Below are 21,056 nucleotides of genomic sequence, written 5' to 3'. Positions count from 1 at the left end.
ACCGCGTTAGGCTTGCGCGCATGTCATTGCACTCGCCTTTGCCGCGCGCTTTTTATGCAGCCGATGCGCGCACCGTTGCGCCACTGCTACTCAACAAGGTTCTGGTGAGTGCCGACGGCCGCCGTGGCCGCATCACCGAAGTCGAAGCCTATTGCGGCAGCGAAGATGCCGCTGCGCATTCGTTTCGCGGCATGACCCCACGCACGCAGGTGATGTTCGGTGCGCCCGGGCATTTGTATGTGTATTTCATCTACGGCATGCACTGGGCAATCAACGCAGTGTGCGGCGGCGCGCCCGGGCACGCGGTGTTGATCCGTGCGCTGGAACCGCTGGCCGGCTGTGATGCGATGCATGCCGCACGCGGGGCAGCGCCGTTCAAATCGCTGACTACTGGTCCAGGCCGCCTGGCACAGGCCTTTGGCGTGAGCGCAGTCGATAACGGACTGGACCTGACCACTGGCGTGGCGCGCTTGTGGATCGAGGACGACGGCACTCCGCCACCAGCGGCACCGCTTGCCGGCCCGCGCATCGGCATTCGCAAGGCCGTGGAATTGCCGTGGCGCTGGGTTGTGCCTGGCAGCGCCTATCTGTCGCGTCCGCTGCCACGTGTGAGCGGCGCACGCGCATCAGTAACCGGCGACTGAGCGAGCCATTGCTGCAGTGGCGTCTGCTCGGCGGCGCCCGGCCCACGTTGCAGCAATCGCAATGCCTGCTCACCGTGCTCGTGTGAGAGCTCTTGCAGCGGCTGGAAGCGATCGCCGCTCCAGGCGGCCATCGGTAGGCCATCCAGAAACGCCACGCGATTGCCAGGCACGCGCGCGATGCGTTCGCCGGGCAACAGGTTGCCGAGCAGATTGGCCGGGTCACTCGCGCTAAGGCAGATCCACCGTTGCGCCAACGGTTGCGCGCGCACGCGACGCATCGCGGCAATGGCATCGGGCAACGCGAATTGTTCGCCGGACACGCCGGCAATGAAACGCCCGCCACGCAGTTCGCCACGCGCTTCCAACCGCTGATACACACGCAGTAACTCGCGCCAGGGCGGCAGCCACGCGGCCTCGCGTTCAAGCAGCCGCCAACACACCACGCCATAGCGGCGCAGCAACGCGCGCGCCACGTGCTCCAGCATTTCCTGGTGCCGCTCGCTGGCCTCGGCCAAGGGCAGCGACGGCAAGTTGCGCACCGGCGCCCAACGGCCGGCATCGCGGATGCCCAACGCACTGGCACGCCGGCGTTGCCGCGACAGTGCCGAGGGGCGTTTGGACGCCGGCACCAGCAGTGCACGCAGGCCGGCATAACTGTCGCAATGCACGCGCCCGCGCATCACCAGTTCGCTGAGCGCATCTTCCAGCTCGGTGGCCATCAGCCGCGCAGCATCGGCAATCTCGTCGAAGAACAGCGCGCCCTGCTCCTGCAGCACCTCCACCACGCGCTGCGCACGCGAGCCCAGCGGCGCGTCATCGTCCGCGCGTGCCAGGGCATTCCAGCGCTGCGCTTCACGCCGCGGCAGCAGCACGATTGGCGTGCCGCGCAACGCATTGCCGCTGCGGCCACCGCCTGGACGCAGGCGCGCCCATACCGTGCGGCCGGCCGTGCACAGTTCGTCCAGCCAGGCGGGTTGGTAGTCACGCACGCGCGCGGGCAGCAGCTCGCTTTCCCAGAGCGCGGCCGGCGCCTCGAAACCCTCCAGCTGGCCAACGATACCGGCCAGCGCGTCCGGCCCGGCCACGCGGTGGTCGGCATCCAGGTGCTGCCATTCGAACAGGAAACGCGCGTAATCGCGCTGCGACACCGGCTCGATCTCGCGGCGCAAGTGCCCCAGCGTGTAGCGATGGATGCGCGCCAGCAGATGCCGCTCGCACCATTCCTCTTCAAGTGCCTGCGCACTGAAGCGACCCGCCATGACATAGCCTTCGCGCTGCAGCCCGATCAAGGCGAGTTCGACCTCCGCTGCCGGCAGGCGCACTGCGCTGCACAGCGCAGACACCTGCGCCGGCCCCACCGCCGACAGGCGCCCGCGCACCAGCTCGCGCACCGCCCACTCGCGCTGCCAGTCGTCCACACGGCAATCCGGTGGCGCCTGCAGCAGCGGTTGCGCCACGGCGTGCGGATACAACGGTGCAAACCACTCGATGCGCTCGGCGCTGATCCACAATGCAGCGCCGCCATCGACTGCCAGGCAGGTGGCGCGCCCGGCCGCCGACAACGCCGACAGCCATGCCTGCCACTGTGCATCGAGGGCTTCTTCCACCGGCAGCACACCCAGGCCCACCAGCGCCTCGTGCATCTCTTCGGCATCGCGTGGTTGCGGCCAAGCTTCTTCGCGCACGGCGGCAATCGCCTGCGGATCCAGCTGCCCCAAATCATCGCTGCTCTGCGGCGTGTAGCGCCTGCCCTGCACGGCCTGGGTGCGACGCTCTTCCAACGGGGCATCGTCGAGAAAGGCGTACGGACGTGCATTCAAGGCTTCCGCCGCCAGCGGCGACGGCGCGGCCAGATCACGTGCCACCAGCGTGATGGCGCCGGACTCCAGGCCGCGCAACACCTGCAGCCAACCCTCGCTATCCATCGATTGATGCAGGCAATCTTCCAGCGTTTGCGCCACCAGCGGATGGTCAGGCACCTCGCGCTCGCCAACCAGATTCTCCGCACATGCCACCTGGTCCGGGAACACCGTGGCCAACAGGTCTTCGGACTTCATCCGCTGCAGTTGCGGCGCAACCTTGTTGCCGCCGGAAAAGCGCGGCAGCGCCATCGCGTTGGTGGCATTCCAGCGCCAGCGCACACCGAACAGCGGCGCGTCCAGCAACGCCTGCACCAGCACGTGCTCGGCCGATGCGGAATGCAGATAACGCGCCACCTCTTCCAGCGCAAAACTATGGCTGGTGGACAGCGACAACACGATCGCGTCCTCGGTCGCGGCAGCTTGCAGTTCGAAATTGAAGGTGCGGCAGAACCGCTTGCGCAAGGCCAGGCCCCAGGCGCGGTTGATCCGGCTGCCGTAGGGCGAGTGGATGATCAACTGGGTGCCGCCGGTGGCATCGAAGAAGCGCTCCATCACCAGGCACTGCTGGGTCGGCATCGCACCCAATGCCTGACAGGCGTTCGCCAGATACTCCACCAGTTGCTGCGCCGGCTCCGCGGCCAACCCAACCTCATTGCATAGCCATGCCTGGGCCTCGGCATGCCGTGCACCGTCGAGCCGCGTGGCAATTTCTTCGCGCAGGCGCGACACCGCCAGCGACAATGCATCGCTGCGGCCTGGCGCCTCGCCCAACCAGAACGGAATATTGGGCGGCGCCCCCTTGGCATCCTCAACCCGCACCTTGCCCGCATCCACGCGCAGGATGCGGTAGCTCGCATTGCCAAGCTGGAAGACATCGCCGATGAGGCTTTCGACCGCGAAATCCTCGTTCACCGTGCCGATGTTTTCCGCCTGTGGCTCCAGCACCACGCTGTAATCGCCGGTTTCGGGAATGGTGCCGCCGGAGGTGAGCGCGGTCATGCGCGCGCCCCGCCGCGCATGCAGGCGGCGATTGACCGCATCGCGGTGCAGATAGCCGGCGCGTGGCCCCACCCGGGTGCTGAAGCCCTCGCATAACATCCGCACGACCGCATCGAAGGTGGCGCGGCTCAACGTTGCGAATGGCCAGGCGCGGCGCACCAACGCAAACAGCGCATCTTCGTCCCAATCTTCGCAGGCAGCTTCGGCGACGATCTGCTGCGCCAGTACGTCGATCGGCGCGATCGGAAACCGCAGCGCATCCAGTTCACCGCGGCGGATGCCATCCAGCAGCGCGGCGCATTCGACCAGCTCGTCGCGCGTCTGCGGGAACAGCCGCGCCTTGGGTGTGCCGCCGACCGCATGCCCGGACCGGCCAGCGCGTTGCAGGAAGGTGGCGATCGAGCGCGGTGAGCCGAGTTGGCAGACCAGGTCTACATCGCCGATATCCAGGCCCAGCTCCAGCGATGCGGTGGCTACCAGCACGGTCAATTCGCCGGCCTTGAGTCGGCGCTCGGCCAGCAGCCGCGTCTCGCGCGACAGGCTGCCGTGATGCGCCGCCACGCGCTGCTTGCCCAGCAGCTCGCCCAGGTGGCGCGCAGCCCGCTCGGCCATGCGGCGCGTGTTGACGAACAACAGCGTGGTGCGGTGCTGTTGCGCCAGCGCAGCGACCTCGGCATACACCTGCAGCAATTGGTCGTTGGACATCACCACACTCAACGGCGTGGGCGGCAGCGCCAATGCCAGATCGCGTTGACGGGTGTAACCGATATCCACGATCTCGCACGGCGCCGCCGCGCCGTCCTCGCCAACACCCACCAGAAACTGCGCCACGGTGTCAATCGGCTTCTGCGTGGCAGACAGACCCACCCGCGTGATGGGCTGCTCGGCCAACCGCTGCAGGCGCTCCAGGGTCAATGCGAGATGGCTGCCGCGCTTGTCCGCTGCCACTGCGTGGATCTCGTCCACGATCACCGTGCGCACATGGCGCAACGCGTTGCGCCCGGAGGCCGAGCCCAGCAGCACGTACAGCGACTCCGGCGTGGTCACCAGAATATGCGGCGGCACACGACGCGCCTGGGCCCGCTCGCGCTGCGGCGTGTCGCCGGTGCGCACCGCCGTACGCACCGGCACATCGGGCAGGCCCTGCGCCAGCAACTGCGCACGGATGCCCTGCAGTGGCGCCTCCAGATTCAGATGGATGTCGTTGGACAAGGCCTTGAGCGGCGAGACGTAGATCACCCGCGTTTGGTCCGGCAGCGCACCGTCCTGGGCCAGGCCGTCACGGATCAATGCATCGATCGCTGCCAGAAACGCGGTGAGGGTCTTGCCGGAGCCGGTCGGCGCCGCCACCAGGGTATGCCGCCCGGCCTTGATCGCCGGCCACGCGGCGATCTGCGCCGGGGTGGGCGCAGCAAAGGTCCGCCCGAACCAGGCGGCGACCACGGGATGAAAATGCTGCAGGACTGGATGCATGGGCGGGGCCCGAGGCGCACCAGGCAGGGCCGTGCGGCACTCGGCGTCGACAGGGGCAGAGTCTTATTGATGGGGTTTGCCGACCGCCAGAACAAGCCAGCCGCTATGGGCACGGTGAATTATTTAATGGCGACCAACGCAATCGCGCTGTGCTTGGGCATGCATGGCATAGGCAAGCCAAGCCCCCTCGGTAAAGCGCAGTCCTCGGTGCGCATCCTGCGAACACGCCCAATGCCTGAGCACACGCGCCGGCTGCGCGCACCGCTCGCGCTTGCCTGGCGACTGCGAGCGCTGTGATCACTGGCCTCGCGCCAATCTGCACGCGACAGCACCGCAACGCTGCGGCCCGGCACCCGCGATTGTCCATCGCCCGCGCGGCATGGCACATTGTCGGCATGCCCAGCCTGATTCTCTTCATGATTGCCGGCGCCGCGCTCTACGCGTTCTGGAATGCGTCGCGTGCCGCGGCCGAACGCGCCGAAGTGCTCGGCCGCAATGCCTGCCGTGCAGCCGATGTGCAATGGCTGGACCAGAGCGTGCACTCCACCAACCTGCGCATCTGCCGGATGCCCAACGGCTGGCTGGGATTCGAGCGCACGTTTCGCTTCGAGTATTCGCACGATGGCGTGGACCGCCACAGCGGCCGTCTGATCCTGCGCGGCGAGCAGCTGATTGCCTTCACCGGCCCACAGGTAGCAACCGTGCGGGCATTGCATCCGGAGCAACAACGCCTGGAGTGATGGGCACCGATCCCGTGGCGGCGCTGGCTAGCTAGTGGCGTCACTGCGCTACTACCTCAGCAGCGCGCCGCGGCAGCAAAATCCGCCAAGACCTCGCTTTACCGCAACGACACATCAAGCGCGCGAAGGCACGCCGCCAGGCAGCGGCTCGTAACCGTCTCCCCGGCCACTCAACCAACGCAGCTCCCGCTTGCCCTCCTGCCGCAGGTGCGCCTGCGCCAGTGCAAACAACGGCTGCGCCAGGTCAGCCTGCGTCAACAGGTGCAGCGTGCCGTTGACCTCGATTTTGAGGAAATGCGCCTCTTCCGGCGTGTCGGTGTAGCTACGCGCAATCAGACCGATCCCGCCATCCACGAAATGGTAGATGTCGTACTCGTAGTCGTACGCGTACTCGCCGGACGCATCCGGCGCGCTGCAATCGGTATGGCGGACGCGCGAGACCTGCATCGGTGCAGTGCTCGACAACGTCCGCGATCGCTTACTTGACCACGCGCAGGTGCGGGCGCTTGCCGGAGCTCGGCGGTTCGTCCGGCGGTGGCGGGCTCGGCGGCGACGGCGTACCGGGATCCGGTGGCTCGGTGCTGGTGCCCGGGATGTCGTCCGGCAATGCCATGCCCTGCCCGGTCTCGCGCGCATACACGGCCAGCACGGCCGGCATCGGCACCATCACCGGATAGCTCACGCCACCAAAGCGCGCGGTAAACCGCACGCTCTCGTTGTCGACGTTCAGGCCAACCACGGCACGCTCGGCAATGTTCAGCACCACGCGGCCGTCCTTGACGGCACTGGCGGGCACCTGCACGCCGGGCAGCCCGGCATCGACCAGGATATGCGGCGTCATGCCGTTGTCGTTGATCCACTCCACCAAAGCCCGCAACAGATACGGGCGGTGGCTGGTCATGCGGGGGAAATCTTCGCTCATTGCGTCATTTTACCCGCGCACGACGCGCAGCGGCGGCGGTGCCATCGGAACTCGGTCTGTTGGCATACAGCCGCACCATCAACCCGGCATGTCGCGCAGTTTCTTTTCCTGATCGGTCAGGCTGCGGATGAAGCCGGGATTGCGGAAGATGCGGTTGCCATAATCCTCGATCGCCTTGCTGTCCTTGGGCAGGCTGATCTCCAGCGCATCCAGCCGCCAGATGATCGGCGCCATCGCGCAGTCGGCCAGGCTCATTTCAGGATTGAGGAAGAACTTGCTGGCCTTGAACAACGGCACCGAGGCGGTCAGCAGTTCCTTCAGGCGCTTGCGCCCGGCTTCGGCCTGGGTCTTGTTGCCCAGCTGGATCGCCTGCACCTGCGGCACCCAATCGTGCTCGATGCGCAGCATCGCCAGACGCAGGCGCGCACGCGACAACGGGTCGACCGGCATCAACGGCGGATGCGGGTAGCGTTCGTCGAGGTATTCGCTGACCACCGAGGCGGCGTAGAGCACCAGGTCGCGTTCGACCAGGGTCGGCACCGAGTGGTAAGGATTGAGATCGATCAGATCTTCCGGAGGATTCTGCGGGTCGACTGACACCAGGTCGTAGGTCACCCCTTTTGCCGCCAGGACCAGTCGGACCCGGTGGCACAACACATCATCGTTGGACGAAAACAAAGTCAAGGTATTCCGCATACGCACACTCGTCGCCATTCAAGGCTCTCCGACGACCGGAATCCGCCGGCCGCATCGGTGCGGCCGGCCCAACGCCGACCGTCACCACGGTCCATCGAGTGTGCAATCACGTCACGCAAAAGCCAATAGTGCTGAGGACACGGTCGCCGCACTGGCGACGCCGTATCCGGCTTTTGGGCGTGATCAGTGCACGTCCTTCCAGTATTCCTTCTTCAGCAGATACGCGATGAAGGTAAGCAGGGCCAGGAACAGGATCACCCACACGCCCATGCTCTGCCGCTTGAGCGCTGCAGGCTCGCCGGCGTACTCCAGGAAGTTGGCGATGTCGCGCACCGTCTGATCGAATTCCACCGGCGTCTGCCGCCCGGGCTGGCCGAGCTTCAATGCCTGCACCGGGCGATCGCCGGTGGCCTTGTCAGGTGGGCCGAACTGCGCCTGCTGCAGGCCTTGCAGCTCCCACAGCGGGTTGGGCATGGAGGCATTGGGGAACAGTTGATTGTTCCAACCCAGTGGACGTGTCTGATCCAGGTAGAACGACTTGAGGTAGGTGTAGACCCAGTCGGTGCCACGCACACGTGCAATCAGGGTCAGATCCGGCGGCGCCTTGCCGAACCACTTGGTGGCCGCATCGTGCGGCATGGTGCCTTCGATGTGCTCGCCCACCTTGGCGCCGGTGAAATTGAGGTTGGCCATGACTTCGGCCTCGCTCAACCCCAGGTCGCTGGCCATGCGCGAGTAGCGCAGATATTTCAGCGAGTGGCAGCCGGAGCAGTAGTTCATGAACAACTGCGCGCCGCGCTGCAGCGATGCGCGGTCGCCCAGGTCGTTGCCGGCCTGTTGCACCGCCCCGCCCTCTGCCGCCAGCGCACCGCCGGCAAACAGCACACCACACAGCAAGGCGACCACGTGCGACTTCCATGACCTCACGATGGGCTTAGTCATGTGTGGTCACCCGCTCCGGTACCGGTTTGGTTTTGTCCAGCCGCGTCCACACCGGCATGGTGATGAAGAACGCGAAGTACAGGAAGGTCAACACGCGCCCGACGTAGGTTTCATGCGCGTCTGTGCCAGGGCCGGAACCGATCACGCCCAGCCACACGAAGCACACCACCAACACGGCCAGCGCCACCTTGGAGATCCAGCCGCGGTAGCGGATCGAACGCACCTTGGCGCGGTCCAGCCACGGCACCAGGAACAGGATGGCGATCGCCGAGAACATCACCAGCACGCCACCGAGCTTGTTGGGCACCACCCGCAACATCGCGTAGTACGGCGTGTAGTACCACACCGGCTTGATGTGCTCCGGCGTCACCAGGCGATTGGCCTCGGTGAAGTTGTCATGCTCCAGGAACAGGCCACCGAAGGCCGGCGCAAAGAAGATGATGAAGGCGGCGATGACCAACAGGAAGCCGACGCCGACCAGATCCTTGACCGTGTAATACGGGTGGAACGGAATGCCATCGGCCGGCTTGTGCGCATCCCAGCGGTTGCCCTTGGGCCCCTTCTTGATATCCACGCCGTCGGGGTTGTTGGAGCCCACTTCATGCAGCGCGCCCAGGTGCAGCACGATCAACAACAGCAGCACCAGCGGCAACGCGATCACGTGCAGCGCGAAGAAGCGGTTGAGCGTGGCGTCGCCGGGCAGGTAATCGCCCATGATCCATTCGGTCAGCCCATTGCCGATCACCGGAATGGCGCCGAACAACGAGATGATCACCTTCGCGCCCCAGAACGACATCTGGCCCCAGGGCAGGACGTAGCCCATGAAGGCTTCGGCCATCAGCACCAGGTAGATCAGCATGCCCAGGATCCACACCAGTTCGCGCGGCTTCTGGTAACTGCCGTACATCAGGCCGCGGAACATGTGCAGGTACACCACGATGAAGAACAGCGAAGCCCCGGTGCTGTGCATGTAGCGGATCAGCCAGCCCCACTCCACGTCGCGCATGATGTATTCGATTGACGCGAAGGCATCAGCTGCGCTGGTCTTGTAGTGCATCGTCAGGAAGATGCCGGTGACGATCTGGTTGACCAGCACCACCATGGCCAACGAACCGAAGTAGTACCAGATGTTGAAATTCTTCGGCGCGTAATACTCGCTGACATGCTTGCGATACACCGGCATCAGGCCGGGCGCGCGTTCGTTGACCCACTCGAACACGCCGTTGGCGGTACGAACCAGGATATTGCTCATCAGGCAGCCCCCGTGCTGTTGGCCGGCTTGCCGGCTGCGTCCGGATCGACGCCGATCACCAGCGTGTTGTCATCGACATAGTGGTGTGGGGGCACCAGCAGATTGATCGGTGCCGGCACGCCATCGAAGACGCGACCGGACATGTCGAAGCGCGACTTGTGGCATGGGCAGAAATAGCCGCCCTTCCACTGCGGGTCGTAGGGCTCGGGCCGGATCTCGGCCACCATCTCCGGCGAGCACCCCAGGTGCGTGCACAGGCCGACCAGGACCGAGATGTCGGACTTGATCGAGCGGTACTCGGGGTTCTTCAGCACGTAGTCCGGCTGCTGGTCCTTGTTCTCGGACTTTGGATCCTTGAGCCGGTCGTCCAGGGATGGCAATGCATCGAGCATCGCCTTGGACCGCTTGACGATCCAGATCGGTTGGCCGCGCCATTCCAGGATCAGCCGCTGGCCTTCCTGCAAAGCGCTGATGTCGGCGGTCACCGGTGCGCCGGCCAACTTGGCACGTGCACTGGGATTCCACGACTTCACGAACGGGACTGCGAGAAAACCTGCTCCGACCGCACCGACCACGGCGGTTGTCGCGGTCAAAAACCGACGACGTCCTGTGTCGGCAGGTGCGTTAACCCCATCGTTGGCCATCCGGCTCTCCGATCTTGATTAGGTAGCGTGAGGCTGCCAGCGGCTGGCGGGGGGTCCAGCCGCGATGAATCGACCGCAGTGTAGCGGAACGCTTAATGCACAGACAATGCAATGTACGCAGTCGGGCGTGCGCGATGCAAACCCTCTCGTGCAATGGCATGCAGGCGGGTATGGCAGCAGCACACCCGCGTGGGCCGCGTGCGTGATGCAGTCCATGAAACCGCGCAGCTCAAGGCGCGGCGCGCGGCGATGCAGGCATGGCCGGAACAGCGCGCATGCAGGCAGCACACGCGTGCAATCGCATTGCACTGCATCATTGGGCATCCGTGTCGTGCAGCGTGCGTGCTTGTACGCAGGGGCGCACTAATTGGCGGTGGAGGCCTGCCCGCGATAGCGGCCAGCCAACAGGCCGACGCGTTGCACGTAGCGCTGGGTCTCGCTGTAGGGCGGCACGCCACCATAGCGATCCACCGCACCCTCACCCGCGTTGTATCCCGCAGCGGCCAGGGTGAGATCGCCGTTGAAACGCTTTAAAAGCCACGACAGGTATTGCACACCGCCGCGGATGTTCTGTCCCGCATCGTAGGCATCACTGACCCCGAACCTGCGCGCGGTGCCCGGCATCAGCTGCATCAGTCCTTGTGCGCCGGCGCGGCTCAAGGCCAGCGGGTTATACGCGGATTCGGCATGAATGATGGCCCGCACGATCGACTCCTCGACCCCGAACTCGCGCGCGGCGGCAGCGATCTCCTGCTGGTAGGCACTGGTGTTGAGCCGGATCGCCCCGAAGTTGACGCCCGGCTTGGCGCCACAGGCGTAGCAGGTCTCGATGAAGCTGTAATGGATGGTGCGCAGGCCTTCGATGCTGGCCACCTGGCGCGGGCGCGCACTGGTGTAGTGCCGCACGCCGTCCTTCATATACGAATACACCTGGCCGCTGACCACCCGGCGCGGGTTGACTGCAGCCGCTGCCGGCAGTGGCGCGATGGCGCTCTCAGACACTGGCATGCTGCGGCCCGCCGGCAGCGGCGCGCTGGCGACCTCGGCCGTGCGGCGTGCGCTGACCGGCGGGCTGATGATGGTGGCCGGGGCACCGCTGTTGATGTCGGGCACAGCACGCGCCGGGCTGGCGGCCAGGCGAGCGGACGACCGGCTGGCCGAGCGGTCTGGGGTGTACTGGCTGATGATGCTGCAGGTGGCGCCGCTCTGGCGCTTGCTGACGTAACTGGCAATGCCATCGGCGCTGACGCACTTGTACAGCGTGCCGGCGCTGGCGGGCGCAGCCGCCAACGTGACAAACAAGAGCCCCAGTGTTCTTGACATCCCCTTCATGCGGCGGAGTGTCCCAGCTTGCCCGGCACTTGCCAAGTGTCCTCGCCGGTGCTTGCCGGCAAGTGCTCCAGCCGGGTCCGCAGCTGCGTCAGCGCCTCGCACAACGGAGCGCGCAGGTGATCTGGCGCGAGCGCCTCGAACGGCTCCTCGAGCAGCAACAGGTTGGCCGCCAATGCCGGCAGGCTGGGCGCGCCCAGGCCCAGCCAGCAGTGGTCGGTGCCGTCCGCCTCCAGCGCGCCCAGCCAGGGCGGCACGCGGGCAGCCAGTTCCTGCAGGCTGCCGCACAGGCGCACCCGGGCCCGATGCGGAAACGGCGCCTCGCCGATCGCCTTGCGCAACAGCTGCAAGGGCTCGTCTGGCAGCGCGCGGGCTTGCGCCTGCATGCCGGTGGGCTGGGCCTGATCGATGCGGTCCGCGCGCAGGGTGCGCCAATCCTGGCGTTCGCAGTCCCAGGCCAGCAGGTACCAGCGGCGTCCGTAGTTCACCAGCAGGGCTGGCTCGACCCGGCGGCGGATCTGCTCGCCGGAATGGCGCCGGTACTCCAGCTGCAAGGTGGTGCGATCGCGGCAGGCCCCGGCCAGCAGGGTCAGCATCGACGCGTCCACCAGGCTGCCTGGCGCGGCGGTGGGCAGGCTGGCCATGGCGGCATGCGCGGTGCTGGCACGTTGCTGGTGGCGGCGCGGCAGCAGTGGATCGAGCTTGGTCAGCACGCGCGCGGCCGCGTCGTCCAGGCCAGCAATGGCCGGGGCGGCCGCGCGCAGCGCGATGGCCACGGTCAGCGCTTCGTCTTCTTCGAACAGCAGCGGCAAGGCCGCCGCGCCGTGCCCCAGCCGGTAGCCGCCGCCGATGCCGGATTCCGCGCGGATCGGGTAACCCAGCTCGCGTAACCGCTCGATATCGCGGCGCACGCTGCGCGGGTGAATCCCCAGGCGCTCGGCGAGAGCCGCGCCCGGCCAATCCCGCCCGTTCTGCATGAGCGCGATCAGACGAAGCAGGCGGGCTGCGGTGGAGGCCATGCCGGCACCGTATTGCGGACAGAAACTGTCCGCAAGTGCTCGGTAGGCTGCATGTCTCGCCTTCCTTCCAGCCAGGAGCTTCCGATGCATAGCGACCGCCACATCACCCTGTTCCACAATCCGCAATCGCGCTCGCGCGGAGTCCTGGTGCTGCTGGAGGAACTGGGCGCCGACTACAGCCTGCAGCGGCTGGATCTGGAGCGCGGCGACCAGCGCGATGCCGCGTTCCTGGCGATCAATCCGATGGGCAAGATTCCCGCGATCACGCATGGCGACAGCGTGGTGACCGAACAGGCGGCGATCTACCAATACCTGGCCGAGCTGTACCCAGACGCCGGGCTGTCGCCTGCGCCGGGCGACCCGGACCGCGGCGCCTATCTGCGATGGCTGGCGTTCTACGGCTCGGCCTTCGAGCCGGCCCTGATCGACAAGGCCATGAAGCGCGATGCACCGCCACGCTCGCTGTCGCCATGGGCCGACTTCCCCACCGTGCTGGCGGTGGTGGATGCCCAACTGGCCAAGGGCGACTATCTGCTCGGCGCACGTTGTTCCGCCGCCGACGTGCTGTGGGGCAGCGCGCTGGGCTGGATGACCGGCTTCAAGATGATCGACCCGCCTGCCCCGACCCTGGCCTACATCGCACGCATGGCCGCGCGGCCAGCGGTGGCGCGGGCCGCGGCCGTGGATGCCGGCGCCTGACCGCCACCGGGGCGGCGTCAGCGGGTAAACTGCGCGGCTCTCTTCTACCCGCCTGGAATAAGCGCCATGCCCGGGACATCCGTTTCCGATCTGCCGACCACGGCCACCGCCGTGGACGCGCCCGCCCTGCTGCCCCTGCCCGTTGGCCGCCCGCAAGCGCCTGCCGTGGTGCGCGGCAAGCTGTACATCAAGACCCACGGGTGCCAGATGAACGAGTACGACTCGGCCAAGATGGCCGACGTGCTTGCCGCGTCCGAAGGACTGGAGCTCACCGACAACCCGGAAGACGCGGACGTGGTGCTGGTCAACACCTGCTCCATTCGCGAAAAGGCGCAGGAAAAGGTGTTCAGCCAGTTGGGCCGCTGGAAGGCGCTCAAGGCCGGTGGCAAGCCGGTGATCATCGGCGTGGGTGGCTGCGTGGCGTCGCAGGAAGGCGAAGCGATCGTCAAGCGCGCGCCGTACGTGGATCTGGTGTTCGGCCCGCAGACCCTGCACCGGCTGCCGGAGTTGATCCGTGCACGCCGTGAGTCCGGCAAGTCGCAGGTGGACATCAGCTTCCCGGAGATCGAGAAGTTCGACCGCCTGCCCGAACCGCGTGCCGATGGCCCGTCGGCGTTCGTGTCGATCATGGAAGGTTGTTCCAAGTACTGCTCGTTCTGCGTGGTGCCATATACACGTGGCGAAGAAGTCAGCCGGCCGTTCGAGGACGTGCTGGTGGAAGTGGCGCAGCTGGCTGCACAAGGCGTGCGCGAGATCAATCTGCTCGGCCAGAACGTCAACGCGTATCGCGGTGCGTACGGTGCCGATGCTGGCGAGCCGGCGCAGTACGCCGATCTGGGGTTGCTGATCCGTACCATTGCGCAGATCGACGGGATTGGCCGGATCCGCTTTACCACCTCGCACCCGCTGGAGTTTTCCGATTCGCTGGTCGATGCCTACCGCGATGTGCCGCAGCTGGCCAATTACCTGCATCTGCCGGTGCAGGCCGGCAGCGACCGCATCCTGTCGGCGATGAAGCGCGGCTACACCGCACTGGAATTTAAGTCCAAGATCCGCAAGCTGCGCGCAGTGCGGCCAGACATCTCGATCAGCTCCGACTTCATCGTCGGCTTTCCGGGCGAGACCGACGCCGATTTCGACAAGACCATGAAGTTGATCGAGGACGTGGGCTTCGACCAGAGCTTCTCCTTTATCTACTCGCGTCGCCCCGGTACGCCGGCATCGGATCTGGAAGACGACACCCCCGATGCGGTGAAGCAGGCGCGCCTTGCACGTCTGCAGGCGCATATCAACGCGCACGCGGCCGGCATTTCGCAACGCATGGTCGGCAGCGTGCAACGCGTGCTGGTAGAAGGCCCGTCGCGCCGTGATGCCAATGAGCTCACCGGCAAGACCGAAAACATGCGCCCGGTGAATTTCCCGGGGAATCCGCGCCTGGTGGGTCAGTTCGTGGATGTACTGATCACCGAAGCACTGAGCAATTCGCTGCGCGGGCGCATCCAATTGGACGACAGCGCGGCCTGAGCGGGCAGCGCGCGTTCTTGCCCTCCGGAAGACCCCACACGCTGATGCAGTTGGCGTGTGGTGGTCGCCCAGGTGCAGGCCGACGACGGTGGCGAGACATGGTGCAGGCGACGCAGTGCTGCGCCATGGCGCAAGCATCACGCGCTGCGGTGGTCATAAGTAATGCCCGCAAGCGCGAAACGATTCTTGTCGGATGGCCAATGCGTCATTGACTAGCGCGCCGTGGCACGGTTCTGCACCGCAGCGATATCGCGCTGACATGTACGTCCATATGCATCGCTCCCCAGTGCAGCATCGCAGCGACGTGCTCAAACACGCGCCACGCGTCCTGGTCATTTTTTCGCCATGCAACTGCAAGGCCTTGTCGCAGTAAGCGCATCGCCACTTACCCACAGGCTTTGGCGAAAACCATCCACATCCGGTGTGGACAACCTGCCACCCGCTGGTCATTTTTTCGCCACATACTGTGCGAGCCTTGCGGCAGTAAGGCAAACCGAATCTATCCACAGGTTACTGGTACGACGCTCCACACCCGGTGTGGAAAAGTCCTGGCTGCGCTCTGCACCTATGCACGACGCGGTGCTGCGCCGCCCGGTTTGCTGGTGGGATCACGCCCCCCGCGCTACCCTTTTGCTCCCGTCCTACCGACGCCGCATTGCGGTGTCCGATCCAATCATGAACTCACCAGCGTCCCGCGATTTCACCCTCGACCCGGCCGACACCGAGCGTCTGGCCAACCTGGCCGGCCCGTTCGATGCGCACCTGCGCCAGATCGAGCTCAAGCTTGGCGTGGAGATCGCCAACCGCGGCAACATCTTCCGCGTCACCGGCCCGGAGCCGGCCGTCGATGCCGCGCAGCATCTGCTGACCGCGCTATATGACGAAGCCGCCTCCACCACGTTCGACAACCACGCCATCCATCTGCGGCTCAACGATGCCAATGTCGAGCAGGTGGCGCAGCGCGCATACGAACCACAGGACGTGGCGATCAAGGTCAAACGCGGCACCGTGCGTGGCCGCGGTGCCAACCAGGCCAAGTACCTGCACGCGATCACCACCCACGACATCAATTTCGGTATCGGCCCGGCCGGCACCGGCAAGACCTTCCTGGCCGTGGCCAGCGCCGTGGAAGCACTGAACGAGTCGCGCGTGCAGCGGCTGATCCTGGTGCGCCCGGCGGTGGAGGCTGGCGAGAAGCTGGGCTTTCTGCCGGGCGATCTCAGCCAGAAGGTCGATCCCTACCTGCGCCCGCTATACGACGCGCTGTATGAAATGCTGGGCGTGGAAAAGGTAGTCAAGCTACTGGAAAAGAACGTCATCGAGATCGCTCCGCTGGCCTACATGCGTGGGCGCACCCTCAACGACGCGTACGTGATCCTGGACGAGGCGCAGAACACCACCATCGAACAGATGAAGATGTTCCTGACCCGCCTGGGCTTCGGTTCCACCGCGGTGGTCACCGGCGATCTCACCCAGATCGACCTGCCCAAGCACGTCAAGTCCGGCCTGCGCGATGCCATCGACGTGCTGCGCGAGGTGGACGGGGTGAGCTTCACCTTCTTCGAAGCCCGCGACGTCGTGCGCCACCCGCTGGTACAACGCATCGTCACGGCGTACGAAAAGCACGATCTCGCCCACACGCCGGCCGAACCCGCGGCCTGAAATCACGCCGATGCAGGCACCGCCAGGTGTCCTGCGCCCAGGTGGTGCGTCGCAATGTCGGCGTGGCGCGGGCATCTGCGCAACCATGACCATGCGACCTCATCGCTTCGCAGTGCCAGCGTTGCCCCGTAGGTCGGGTGCCTGCACCGGACAAGGCTTAGTGCGTTATCTGAGCCCGGCAGCACGGATGTGCCGCTGACCTGCACGTGTTGGCCAGCAGCCCATTGGCCGTAAACTAGCAGGACGTTTCGCACAGGAAGTGCCCATGTTCCGTGACTGCTTGCTGCTTTGCGTCTATTTGCTGAGTGCGGTGCCCGCTACGCTGTTGGCCAAGCCCAAAGAGGCTCCAACGTCACCGCGCGCCTACATCGAAACCAGCTATCTGATCGCACCCAGGACGGTAGGCCCGTTCTCTCTGGCCCGCAGGGCCTACAACCCGGATGCCAAGGCCGCCGGCGCCGCTTTCCATTACGCGATGTCAGGCCAACCGGACCTATCGATCGATGTATTCGTCTACCCACTCGGGCAGCGCGATCAGGCGCAAGCCATTGCAGAGGGCATGGCGGCATTTCGCAAAGACCTCGCGTCGGCAATGACGCAGGGCAACTATTCGCGTCTGGACGAGCTGGACCAGAGCACGCTTGTGCTGCCGACCAATGATGCGCCTGCCGCCGCGCCCGCCAATGGCACCGATGCCAGGGTCATCGCGGCCATCGCGGATGCCCAGCGGGTTGTCGGGGAAAAGCTGCGCCTCAGGACGCAACTGTCCTCGACCGGCAAGCCGATGCGTTCCAACGGCTATCTGTTTTATAAGCAGCTCTATTACTTCAAGGTGCGTGTGTCTGCGGACGAGGACGCTGTGGCTCAGGACGCTTTCGAGGCGTTGGCGGACCAAGCTGCACTGACACTGGTTCCAGCAATTCAGGTCACCAGCATCGGCGGCTGCGCCAAGGCGAGCATTCGCGTCGACGCTGACGCCACACCTGAGGAGCAGGCCGTGGCAATGGCGCGCGAGATCAAGACCCATCTGGGCTTCAACTGCTATCGCACGCTCAAGGAGGCAGGGATCGACGATGCAGCGAGAACGGCCGATGTGGTCGAAATCGCGTATGACGCGGGCGACTGGAAGTCGCAGTAAAACAACACACGCGCGATACTGTTGCTCCTGTCTGATAAGAATGATTGGTGTCCCCATGACCAAAGGTCCGGTCCGCCTCGATGTCGGAGTCAGCTATGCGCTGCCGCGCACCGGGCTACCGTCGTCGGTGAGTTTTCGCAAGTGGGTGGCGGCCGCGCTGAAGGGGCGGATCCGCGAAGCCGATCTGGCGGTACGCGTGGTCGACGAGAAGGAAGGCTGCTCGCTCAACCACCACTACCGCGGCAAGGATTACGCCACCAACGTGCTCAGCTTCCCGGCGGAGATGCCTCAGGGCCTGCCCAAGGGCGTCAAGATGCCGCTGCTTGGCGATCTGGTGATCTGTGCGCCGGTGGTGGCCCGCGAGGCCGCCGAGCAAGGCAAGTCACTGAGCGCGCACTACGCGCACCTCACCGTGCACGGCACCTTGCACCTGCTGGGCTGGGACCACGAGGACGACAAGGAAGCCGACGCGATGGAACAGCTGGAGCGCGAGATCCTGGCCGAACTCGGCATCGACGACCCGTACGAGGGAGAGCGCTGATGCGGCGGTGGGTGATGGTCGGCCTGCTGGTGGCAGCTGCCTGCCCGGCCTGGGCGCAGACCGCGCCGGTGCGCCCGGATCTGCCGGCGCTGATCGAGTGCCGCCAGCGCATCGGCGACTTCTCCGCGTTGGCACCGATCCTGGCCGACCCGCTCAAGGCGGTGGCGCTGGGATGGGCACCGCAGGCGCAGTCCAACCTGTTCATGACCGAGTACACGCTCAATACGCCGATCACCGTCTTCGGCCACAGCACCAACCATATTGCGTTTTCCGGTGCCAGCGTCATGGCGCTGCTCGACCTGCCCGACCCGCGCCCGCTGGCCAAGCAGCTGGACCTGGAGCTGGGTGTGGATAACGCCTACAAGGTGATGTACGGGCGCGAGGTGGTCAGCGAAGACACCACCAACCTGAAGACCGGCGAGGCGATGATCGAATCGATCGTGCTCAGCGTGTCGAATGTGAAATCGCACCCCGGCAAGACCGTGGTGGGCTGCGGTTACAGCCTCGACTTGCCCTGAGCGCTGCGCGGCCCCGCTCGCCCGACCATGCGGGCTGCGTCGCGCGTCTGGTCTGCCTCGACTTGGAATCAGCTCCGCGCTCCGGTGCTGAGCCGCGCCGATCTGGTGCTATCGGGACGGGATGGTCCCGACACGGCCCGACGTAGATGGCCTGACGGACGCAGGGCAGCGCTGCGTCACAGCGACCTGGATGCTGGCCCCACCGCCGCGCCGACCCACACCCTGCCCTGCGCGCCAGGTCAGCCACAGCCCCCAGCCACAGACCACGCACGGCTTCCTGCTAGACTTGGCACTATCGCCTGGTTCGCCGGGTGCCGTTCCCCGTCAAGATGTCCGAAGACGACAGTAGCCAAACCTCAGAATCCCCGGAAAAACGCCGTAGCTGGCTCGAGCGCTTGAGCGCGGCCTTCTCTGGCGAACCGCATACCCGCGACGAACTGGTCGCCCTGCTGCGCACCGCCGAACAAGACGGCCTCATCGCCGCAGACACCTTGCGCATGATGGAAGGCGCGATCTCCGTGTCCGAGCTCACCGTGGGCGACGTGATGATCTCGCGCTCGCAAATGGTGTCGCTGCCGGTGGAAGCGCGCTTCCTCGACCTGATGAAGCAGGTGGTCGAATCCGGCCACTCGCGCTTCCCCGTGCACGGCGAAAACAAGGACGAAGTGCTCGGCATCCTGCTGGCGAAGGACCTGCTGCGCGGCGTGGTGGCCGACAACGGCCCGGGCAACGTGCGCGAACTTCTGCGCCCGGCCGTGCTGATCCCCGAGTCGAAAAAGCTCAACGTGCTGCTCAAGGAATTCCGCCTCTCGCGTAACCACATGGCGATCGTGGTGGACGAGTACGGCGGCGTGGCCGGGCTGGTCACCATCGAAGACGTGCTGGAGCAGATCGTCGGCGAGATCGACGACGAACACGACGATGCCGAAGAAGAGAATTCGCTGATCGCCATCCAGGCCGACGGCCGCTACGTGGTGGATGCGCTGACGCCGATCGAGGATTTCAACGAGCGCTTCGGCGCCGATTTCCCCGATGACGAATACGACACCGTAGGCGGCCTGGTCACCGATGCGATCGGGCATCTGCCGGAAACCGGCGAGGAGCTGACCCTGGGCCGGTTTGCGTTCCGCGTGGCCAAGGCCGACGCGCGTCGCGTGCACGCCTTCCACGTCACCATCCTGCCGCCCGACCCGCAGGACGACGCTTGAAGCTGCGCCAGCGCAGCACCGCCGTGCGCGGGCCGGCACGCCGCGCCGCCGCCTGGTGGGCAGGCTGCAGTGCACTCGTGCTGCTCGCCCTGCTGAGCCTGCAGAGCGCCATGGCGCAGGCGCCGCGCATCGGCGTGGCCACCATGCAGCCGGGCGAAGTGTTCTTCGAGCGCTTCGGCCATGACGCCATCGTGGTGGTCGACCCGGCCACTCAGCAGGTGACCTCGTACAACTTCGGTTTCTTCGATCCCGGTGAGCCCGACTTCGTGCCGCGTTTTGCGCGCGGCGAGATGATGTATTACCTGGTGGCGCTGCCGCTGGAAGAAGACCTGGCGCAATACCGCGACGGCGGCCGCGGCGTGAGCATCCAGTGGCTGGATCTGCCGCCGGAACAGGCGCAGGCCCTGGCCGATGGTCTGGCGGTGCGCAGCCGGCCGGAAAACGCGCGCTACCACTACGATTATTTCGTTGCCAACTGCGCCACGATGGTCCGGGACACCCTGGATCGTGCCATGGGCGGCGCGCTCAAGTCGCAATTGGCCGGCCGCTCGCGCGGCAACACCTTCCGCAGCGAAGCGGTGCGCCTGGCCTCCCCTGCCCCATGGATGTGGCTCGGCTTCGACCTGGGCCTGGGGCCGTACGCAGACCGCCCGCTGTCGCGTTGGGAAGAAGCCTTCGTGCCGATGCGCCTGGCCGACAGCCTGACCCAGGTGCACAACAGCGCCGGACGTCCGCTGGTGCAATCCACCCAGGTGCTGTTGCCGCATCGCATTGCACCGGAGCCGGCCGAACAGCAACGGCACTGGTGGCCTTGGCTGCTGACCGGCGTGCTGGTCGCCGCGGGCGTGTTGGCAGTGCGCCGCAGGCAGCGTTTGCTTGCCGGCGTGGCGCTGCCGTTCTGGCTGTTGTGCGCCATCGGCGGCGGCCTGCTGGTGTATCTGTGGGGCTTCACCGCGCACCAGTCTGCATGGGCCAACCGTAATCTGCTGCTGGTCAATCCGCTATGCGTGTTGCTCTGCGTGGGCGGCATTGCGCTGCTGCGCGGCCGCCGGCCGGGGCGCTGGTTCGATGTGCTGTGCTGGGTGGTCGCTGCGTGCGCGCTGCTGGCGCTGGTGATTCACTGGCTGTCGTTCCAGGCGCAGTACAACCTGCAGTGGGTGTTGCTGCTGCTGCCGATTCACGCCGCACTGGCCATCGCGCTGCGTCCGCGCGCCTTGCCGGTGCGTGCGCGCTGATCCACGATG

19 protein-coding genes are annotated in these 21,056 nt (G+C 65.9%); 10 read left to right on the top strand and 9 right to left on the bottom strand.

The features are described 5' to 3' along the window. The first annotated feature begins 20 nt into the window (after positions 1 to 20). Complete coding sequence (locus ACD584_RS16465; RefSeq protein WP_011037459.1) at positions 21 to 644, top strand: DNA-3-methyladenine glycosylase; 624 nt, start codon at positions 21 to 23, stop codon at positions 642 to 644. Here ACD584_RS16465 and ACD584_RS16460 read toward each other — a convergent pair. Next, entirely contained in the window at positions 584 to 4,978 is a 4,395-nt protein-coding gene (locus ACD584_RS16460) for a DEAD/DEAH box helicase (protein WP_076035603.1), read from the bottom strand. The genes ACD584_RS16465 and ACD584_RS16460 overlap by 61 nt on opposite strands. A gap of 395 nt (positions 4,979 to 5,373) precedes the next feature. Between ACD584_RS16460 and ACD584_RS16455 the strand changes: the two genes are divergently transcribed. Next, positions 5,374 to 5,718, top strand: coding sequence for a DUF3301 domain-containing protein (locus ACD584_RS16455; protein ID WP_050912576.1), 345 nt, complete (start codon positions 5,374 to 5,376; stop codon positions 5,716 to 5,718). A 114-nt stretch (positions 5,719 to 5,832) separates the two neighbouring features. Here the strand turns inward: ACD584_RS16455 and ACD584_RS16450 are convergent, their stop codons facing one another. The 8 genes from ACD584_RS16450 to ACD584_RS16415 all read right to left on the bottom strand — a co-directional run bounded on the left by ACD584_RS16450 (position 5,833) and on the right by ACD584_RS16415 (position 12,522). Further along, positions 5,833 to 6,165 carry a hypothetical protein gene (locus tag ACD584_RS16450; RefSeq protein ID WP_175611434.1) on the bottom strand — a complete coding sequence of 111 codons (333 nt, stop codon included), beginning with the start codon at positions 6,163 to 6,165 and terminating at the stop codon, positions 5,833 to 5,835. A 31-nt stretch (positions 6,166 to 6,196) separates the two neighbouring features. Beyond that, complete coding sequence (locus ACD584_RS16445; protein WP_076035600.1) at positions 6,197 to 6,640, bottom strand: ClpXP protease specificity-enhancing factor; 444 nt, start codon at positions 6,638 to 6,640, stop codon at positions 6,197 to 6,199. A gap of 78 nt (positions 6,641 to 6,718) precedes the next feature. Then, positions 6,719 to 7,354, bottom strand: a complete 636-nt coding sequence (locus tag ACD584_RS16440; protein WP_011037464.1) for a glutathione S-transferase N-terminal domain-containing protein — start codon at positions 7,352 to 7,354, stop codon at positions 6,719 to 6,721. Positions 7,355 to 7,519: 165 nt separating this feature from the next. Next, positions 7,520 to 8,278 carry a cytochrome c1 gene (locus ACD584_RS16435; RefSeq protein WP_029216995.1) on the bottom strand — a complete coding sequence of 253 codons (759 nt, stop codon included), beginning with the start codon at positions 8,276 to 8,278 and terminating at the stop codon, positions 7,520 to 7,522. After that, the gene (locus ACD584_RS16430) at positions 8,271 to 9,530 is read right to left on the bottom strand and encodes a cytochrome bc complex cytochrome b subunit (protein WP_011037466.1); all 1,260 of its coding nucleotides are present in this window, start codon (positions 9,528 to 9,530) and stop codon (positions 8,271 to 8,273) included. The genes ACD584_RS16435 and ACD584_RS16430 overlap by 8 nt, the downstream gene beginning before the upstream one ends. After that, complete coding sequence (petA, locus tag ACD584_RS16425) at positions 9,530 to 10,174, bottom strand: ubiquinol-cytochrome c reductase iron-sulfur subunit (RefSeq protein WP_011037467.1); 645 nt, start codon at positions 10,172 to 10,174, stop codon at positions 9,530 to 9,532. The genes ACD584_RS16430 and petA overlap by 1 nt, the downstream gene beginning before the upstream one ends. Before the next feature lie 363 nt (positions 10,175 to 10,537). Further along, positions 10,538 to 11,506 (bottom strand): lytic transglycosylase domain-containing protein, encoded by a 969-nt coding sequence (locus ACD584_RS16420; protein ID WP_076035599.1) that lies wholly within the window; start codon positions 11,504 to 11,506, stop codon positions 10,538 to 10,540. Next, positions 11,503 to 12,522 carry a YafY family protein gene (locus ACD584_RS16415; protein ID WP_076035598.1) on the bottom strand — a complete coding sequence of 340 codons (1,020 nt, stop codon included), beginning with the start codon at positions 12,520 to 12,522 and terminating at the stop codon, positions 11,503 to 11,505. The genes ACD584_RS16420 and ACD584_RS16415 overlap by 4 nt, the downstream gene beginning before the upstream one ends. A gap of 84 nt (positions 12,523 to 12,606) precedes the next feature. Here ACD584_RS16415 and ACD584_RS16410 point away from each other — a divergent pair, with 84 nt between their 5' ends. The 8 genes from ACD584_RS16410 to ACD584_RS16375 all read left to right on the top strand — a co-directional run bounded on the left by ACD584_RS16410 (position 12,607) and on the right by ACD584_RS16375 (position 21,047). Further along, complete coding sequence (locus tag ACD584_RS16410; protein ID WP_070691163.1) at positions 12,607 to 13,221, top strand: glutathione S-transferase family protein; 615 nt, start codon at positions 12,607 to 12,609, stop codon at positions 13,219 to 13,221. A gap of 66 nt (positions 13,222 to 13,287) precedes the next feature. Then, a complete protein-coding gene (miaB, locus tag ACD584_RS16405) occupies positions 13,288 to 14,745 on the top strand; it encodes a tRNA (N6-isopentenyl adenosine(37)-C2)-methylthiotransferase MiaB (protein WP_070691160.1) in 1,458 nt (485 codons plus the stop codon). A 675-nt stretch (positions 14,746 to 15,420) separates the two neighbouring features. Beyond that, positions 15,421 to 16,407: a PhoH family protein gene (locus ACD584_RS16400; RefSeq protein WP_011037472.1), complete on the top strand. Its 987-nt coding sequence runs from the start codon at positions 15,421 to 15,423 to the stop codon at positions 16,405 to 16,407. A 265-nt stretch (positions 16,408 to 16,672) separates the two neighbouring features. Then, positions 16,673 to 17,545, top strand: a complete 873-nt coding sequence (locus tag ACD584_RS16395; RefSeq protein WP_116923769.1) for a hypothetical protein — start codon at positions 16,673 to 16,675, stop codon at positions 17,543 to 17,545. 55 nt (positions 17,546 to 17,600) lie between these two features. Continuing rightward, positions 17,601 to 18,086, top strand: a complete 486-nt coding sequence (gene ybeY / locus ACD584_RS16390) for an rRNA maturation RNase YbeY (RefSeq protein ID WP_076035597.1) — start codon at positions 17,601 to 17,603, stop codon at positions 18,084 to 18,086. Further along, the gene (locus ACD584_RS16385; protein ID WP_076035596.1) at positions 18,086 to 18,604 is read left to right on the top strand and encodes a hypothetical protein; all 519 of its coding nucleotides are present in this window, start codon (positions 18,086 to 18,088) and stop codon (positions 18,602 to 18,604) included. The genes ybeY and ACD584_RS16385 overlap by 1 nt, the downstream gene beginning before the upstream one ends. Before the next feature lie 329 nt (positions 18,605 to 18,933). After that, positions 18,934 to 19,812 carry an HlyC/CorC family transporter gene (locus ACD584_RS16380; RefSeq protein WP_011037476.1) on the top strand — a complete coding sequence of 293 codons (879 nt, stop codon included), beginning with the start codon at positions 18,934 to 18,936 and terminating at the stop codon, positions 19,810 to 19,812. After that, entirely contained in the window at positions 19,809 to 21,047 is a 1,239-nt protein-coding gene (locus tag ACD584_RS16375) for a DUF4105 domain-containing protein (RefSeq protein ID WP_076035595.1), read from the top strand. Before ACD584_RS16380 ends, ACD584_RS16375 begins: the two co-directional genes overlap by 4 nt. Positions 21,048 to 21,056: the final 9 nt, after the last annotated feature.

The sequence above is a fragment of the Xanthomonas sp. NCPPB 2922 genome, assembly GCF_041520885.1.
GTDB lineage: Bacteria > Pseudomonadota > Gammaproteobacteria > Xanthomonadales > Xanthomonadaceae > Xanthomonas > Xanthomonas campestris.
Note: the sequence above shows the minus strand (reverse complement) of the source record. Positions and strands in the feature narration are given on the sequence as shown.